Source organism: Dialister sp. UBA1703 (assembly GCA_002320515.1).
Classification (GTDB): domain Bacteria; phylum Bacillota; class Negativicutes; order Veillonellales; family Dialisteraceae; genus Dialister.
In genome coordinates, this window is record DCJJ01000079.1 from 1 (window position 1) to 5601 (window position 5601).

Consider the following 5601-nt stretch of genomic DNA (forward strand, 5'->3'; position numbering starts at 1 on the left):
AGTAAATCCCGTAACGCTGACTTTATAAGCATTGCCCCCTAAAGGGTGAAACGACTCACTACATTTTGCGCGTCGCTAGCGCTCCTTCAAAATGTGTTCGCTGTGCACCAAAGGGCGATACCATCACCCTCTGAACCTTTTGAACCTTCTGAAACCTTTGAACCCTTTGAACCCTTTGAACCCGGGCCGCGGAGCGGCCCCTCTCACAAATCTCGGAAATGGAATTTCTTCTTTCCCGATGCGTAGTCCCCTACGATCTGGCCATGGCCCAGAAGGTTGTATTTATAGGAAACCAGGCCTTCCAGGCCCACAGGGCCCCGGGCGTGGATTTTGGAGGTGGAAATGCCTACTTCGGCGCCGAAGCCGTAGCGGAAGCCGTCGGCGAAGCGGGTGGAGGCGTTCTGGTAGACGCCGGCGGAGTCCACCAGGGTCATGAAGCGGCGGGCGGTTTCATCATTTTCTGTAATGATGCAGTCGGTGTGGTGGGAACCGTAGGTATTGATGTGGCTGATGGCTTCATCCACATCCGAAACCAGTTTGATGGCCAGGATGAGATCCAGATATTCCCTGTGCCAGCTTTCTCCTTCCGGAATGATTTCCACGGGGATCAGGCGGCTTACTTCTTCGCTGCTCCGGATGGTGACGCTCGCTTCACGGAGGGCGTCTGCCAGTTTCGGCAGGAAATCGGCTGCAATATCCCGGTGCACCAGCACCGTTTCAACGGCGTTGCAGGCGGCGGTGTACTGGGTCTTCCCGTCGATAATGAGGGGGATGGCCTTTTTTATGTCGTAGTCTTTGTCCACATACATATGGCATACGCCGTCGGCGTGGCCCAGCACGGGGATGGAGGTGTGATTCATAATGTACTGCACGAAGGCATTGGAGCCCCGGGGGATGAGGAGGTCTACCGAATCGTGGCATTCCAGCAGTTCATCGATTTCATTATGCTGCTCTGCCTGGAGAAGGCATTTTTCCGGCAGCCCTGCTTTCACCGCCGCTTCATGAATCAGGGAAAAAAGAATGCGGTTGGTATAGGTGGTTTCCTTTCCGCCCTTCAGGATGGCGCAGTTGCCGCTTTTCAGGCAGAGGGAGGAAATCTGCACCAGTGCGTCGGGGCGGGCTTCAAAGATGACGCCGATGACGCCGATGGGGCAGGTGACCCGGGTAAGGCGGAGCCCTTCATCCAGCTCCCTGTCCAGGGTGACTTTCCCGATGGGATCGGGAAGGGAAATCAGGCTGGTGAGCTCTGCCGTCACGTCGGAAAGTTTTGCTTCGTTAAAGGTGAGCCGCTTCACCACCGCCGGCGCCACATGGTTTTCCCGGGCCAGGGCAAGATCCTTCCGGTTCGCCTCAAAAATTTCCTCTTTATGGGCATTGAGCGCCTCCCGAATGCAGGCAAGGGCTTCATTCCTCTTTTCCATCGCCGTGGCGGCCAGCAGCGGCGACGCCAGCTTCATCTGTTTCGTTTCTTCGCGTATATTCATAGGGAAATCTCCTTTTTAGGAAAATGGGATTTTATATTATATCTTCATTGTAGGGGAGGAGGGGGAGAGAGTCAATAAGGGGAATGGGTTCCTGTCGGTATGGAATACCACTGGCGCCACGCTCAATAGGAAAACCTTCGCAAAAAGTTTCCTGCCGGTAAGGAACAGCATGGGTGTCATACTCAATAGGAAACCTTTTGCGAATAGTTTCCTGTCGGCAAGAAGCACAGTGGAGCCAAGGCGAACAGGAAACCATACGCAAAAAGTTTCCTGCCGGCATGCATACCATTGGTACGATGTCGGCCAGGAAACTTTTTCTTACATTTTCGTCCTGAGTTTCTTTTCCCACCAGGAGAAGAAGAAGGTGAGGATGATGGCCACGGTCCAGTAGGCGATGGCGTCGGCGATGTAGGGCTCGGTGCGGCGGTTGTAGAGGGCGGAGAAGATGTCCGCTTCGGCGAACATATCCACCACTTTCACCGTGAAGACCAGGGCCAGGAGCTTGATGGTTTTCAGGTAGTAGGTGAAGAAGGTGGGCAGCGCCACGATGAAGGCCTGGGGGAAGACGATGCGGGTGAAGGCGGCCAAGGGAGTCATGCCCATGGCCACCGCCGCTTCGTACTGCCCTTTGTCCACGGCCTTGAGGGCGCCCCGCACGTTTTCCGACTGGTAGGCCGTATTGTACAGGATGAAGGTGGTGTACACGGTCCAGTAGGGGCTTACGTCGAAGGGCTTTACCGGATGGCCTGTGAAGGAGGAAATGACGGGAGCCAGCAGGAAGGGCAGGGAGTTGTACACAATGAAGAGCTGCACAATGGCAGGAACGCCGCGGAGGAAGGAAACGAGAACCGCAAAGAGTCCGTTCACCGCCCGTCCGCCCTGTTCACGGAGCACAGCCACCACAGAGCCAAGGACAATGCCGAAGAAAAGGCTGATGAAGGCCATGAAGAGGGTATTGGGAATGGCTTTGGCAATGAAGAGGAGGGTGGTGGGAAGGATGGAAAAATCAATCATGGGAAGCCCTCCTTACCGGTTTACCATTCCATTTCTGGAATGCGTGAAATGCAATTTCCACCAGAATGACCAGGCCCCAGTAAATCAGGGCCACGGCGCAGTAGGTTTCCAGTTTCCCCTGGCCGTAATTGGCATTGATAATGAGGCCGGCCCGGCCCATAAGGTCCACCACGCCGATGAAGAACATGACGGACGTGTCTTTCAGGATATTGATGGCTTCGCTCACCAGGCTGGGAAGAGCCACCGGCAGGGCCTGGGGGGCAATGATGTGCACCACCCGGTGGAAGGGGGAAAGGCCGAAGACCATGGCCGCTTCATGCTGCCCTTTGTCCACGGACAGATAGGCAGGACGGATGATTTCCGAAATCACCGGCGTGTAGTGGAAGGACAGGGCGATAAGCACGTAGGCCGTAAGGGGCCAGCCGTCGGGGCTGATATGCAGCGCCCGCACAATCACCGGCAGCACGAAGTACACCAGGTACAGATCCAGAATGAAGGGCATGGACCGGTTGTAGGACAGCCACACTTCGCAGAGCTGGTGCAGAAGGGGTACCTTCGCAATGCGGATCACCGCCACCAGGGTGCCCAGGAAGAGGCAGAGGAGGATGGAGGCGAGAATCACTTCCATGGTGAAAGGAAGGGCCGTGGCCAGGCGGGGGAAAAGGCCCAGGAAATAGGACAGATTGAAGGTCAGCATATTAACCCTCTCTTTTCAGCATACGCTGGAGAAACTGCCTGGTCTTTTCTTCCTTCGGATGGACGAAAATGTCATCGGGAGTGCCTTCTTCCACCACCCGGCCCTCTGCCATGAAGACCACCTTGGAAGACACTTCCTTTGCGAAATGCATTTCATGGGTGACGATAATCATGGTAATGCCCAGGGTGGCCACGGAGGCGATGGTGTCCAGCACTTCTCCCACCAGCTCCGGATCCAGGGCGGAGGTGGGTTCATCGAAAAGAATCACATCCGGCCGGGGCGCCAAAGCCCGGGCGATGCCCACCCGCTGCTGCATGCCGCCGGAGAGCTCGGAGGGATACATTTTCGCATAGTCCGCCATGTGCACTCGCTCCAGCTCTGCCATGGCGATTTCCACAGCCTCCTTCTTCGGCTTCCCGTAGCCGTAAATGAGACCTTCCGTCACATTTTCCAGCACCGTCTTATTGCGGAACAGATTGAACTGCTGGAAAACCATGGTGGACTTCCGGCGGAGAGCCTGGATTTCCTTCTTGGAAATATGGGAAAAGTCCACGGACACATCGCTGATGGTGAGCTGCCCGGCATTTGGCTTTTCCAGATAGTTCAGGCAGCGGAGGAAGGTGGTCTTTCCCGTGCCCGAGGGGCCCAGGATGGACACCACACTGCCCTTCTCCACGGACAGGTTGATATCTTTTAAAACTTCTATATTCCCGAAGGATTTGCGGATATGTTCAGCTTTAAGTACAAGGGACATGAAGAACCTTCTTTCTATGGTATGAATGGTTTTCTGCAATATAAAATCCCCGTCCCCATGGGACGGAGAATTCCGTGTTCCACCCAGATTCATCCCTTCGTCGCCGAAGGAACCTTGGCCAGTGCAGGAAATCATGCACTGCGTGCTGTAACGGGCTTCCCCGGACGGCCCTACTTCCTTCAGGCCGTCAGCTCAGAGAGGCACTTCCATGAAATTCCCGTACCCGCTTCCACCATCCGGGCTCGCTTTTCCGGTTCCATCCATGTACTTTCTCTCGTCATTGCAGAGGTAATAAATTAATTAGTTTCAATATATCATACATAGGGGAAGAAATGCAAGGGCTATCGGATGCCGGCTGTCGGCTGGGCGGTGTTCCCGAACGTGGGAGACGTCAGACTGTCAGACATCAGACATAGAGGATTCCCGAATGCAAGAGGGGGCGCCTCCGGCGCCCTTTTATAATGCGCCCGTCAGGGCGCCACCACCACCCTCTGAACCCTCTGAACCTTTTTACACAACCATTCTACACAACCTGCCGACGACAGGCGGTCCCAACCTGCGGCGCCAGCCGTGCCCCTTTTTACTTGCGGCGTCAGCCGCCACCACACCCCTCGGGCCATAGGCCTGTCAAACCTGCGAACCCTTGGGCCATCGGTCGGTCAAACCTAAGAACCTTTTCCCTCACAACCTTTCCACGCAACCTGCCGTGCCTGCGGCGAAGCCGCATCCTATCGGATCCATTTCATGGCTTCCTTCATGGCTGCCGGCAGGGGCTGGCCGAAGAGGCGGTCCATGGCGTCCCTGGTGACAAGCCAGGTGCGGCCTGATTTTCTCCGTTCCCCTTCCGTCATGCGGGCGGAGGCGTGGCCGGCGCCGGCGGCGGCGCTTCTGACTGCGCCGCTGTCCCTGTTCCATAGGCGGGCGGCTTCTACGGTGGAGAAGACAAGGAGCAGGGGATTTAAAGGGAAGGGAAGACGGCCGTCTTTTTTCCCTCCATACACCCTTTCCGCCGACTGGCGGAGAATGAGGTAGGTGTTTCCGGAACGGCGGACTTCGGAAAGAGAAAAGATCCCGTTTTCCCCTGCCCCTTCACAGTCGGCCTGCACCCTTTTGGCGTCGGCGCCGTACAGGTTGGCCGCTTCCCTGGGGGTCACCACTTCTTCCAGGGGATCGAAAGGAAGACGGTACATATCCATATGCCCCAGGTCCGGTTCATAGGCGGAAGAGGAGATAATCCCAATGGTCCCTTCACCGGCGGCCAGGGCGCATCCTGCCGGCAGGCGGCGGCCGGAGAGATAGGCTCCGTAGGCGGCACGGGCTTTTGCAGCAGGCAGGGTGGTGGAAATGAAATCCACCGGTCCTTCGCTGACTGCAAGGCCCTCTCCTTCCGGTATGGCCGGCTTCCTGTCTAAAAGATACAAATGGACTCCTTCCGTAAGGATCCATCCGCTTTGGGGAATGGTGCCGGTGAGAAAGGCACCGTAGCAGGCATCTGCCTGCTCTTCATTTTCTGTATGTGCGTATATTCGAATCATAATACCTCGATGGACAAGCCCCTATGGGGCTTGAGGGTTCTAAAGTTGTGCGCCAGTTCGGCGTGTATAGTATAGTCTGGTGAAAACCCAGACCCGGCAAAGCCTAGCAAGCAGCCG

5 protein-coding genes and 1 other annotated feature are annotated in these 5601 nt (G+C 56.2%); all 5 genes read right to left on the minus strand.

The features are described 5' to 3' along the window. Window positions 1-203 precede the first annotated feature (203 nt). Window positions 204-1484, minus strand: coding sequence for a glutamate-5-semialdehyde dehydrogenase (locus B2Y11_RS03705; RefSeq protein WP_291056361.1), 1281 nt, complete (start codon window positions 1482-1484; stop codon window positions 204-206). Window positions 1485-1802: 318 nt separating this feature from the next. Then, a complete protein-coding gene (locus tag B2Y11_RS03710) occupies window positions 1803-2498 on the minus strand; it encodes an amino acid ABC transporter permease (protein WP_291056364.1) in 696 nt (231 codons plus the stop codon). Then, window positions 2491-3195: an amino acid ABC transporter permease gene (locus B2Y11_RS03715; RefSeq protein ID WP_291056367.1), complete on the minus strand. Its 705-nt coding sequence runs from the start codon at window positions 3193-3195 to the stop codon at window positions 2491-2493. Before B2Y11_RS03715 ends, B2Y11_RS03710 begins: the two co-directional genes overlap by 8 nt. Before the next feature lies 1 nt (window position 3196). Continuing rightward, window positions 3197-3949, minus strand: a complete 753-nt coding sequence (locus B2Y11_RS03720) for an amino acid ABC transporter ATP-binding protein (RefSeq protein ID WP_291056369.1) — start codon at window positions 3947-3949, stop codon at window positions 3197-3199. 55 nt (window positions 3950-4004) lie between these two features. After that, window positions 4005-4239 (minus strand) — a binding site (T-box leader). Window positions 4240-4677: 438 nt separating this feature from the next. Next, window positions 4678-5484 (minus strand): helix-turn-helix domain-containing protein, encoded by an 807-nt coding sequence (locus tag B2Y11_RS03725; RefSeq protein ID WP_291056371.1) that lies wholly within the window; start codon window positions 5482-5484, stop codon window positions 4678-4680. Window positions 5485-5601: the final 117 nt, after the last annotated feature.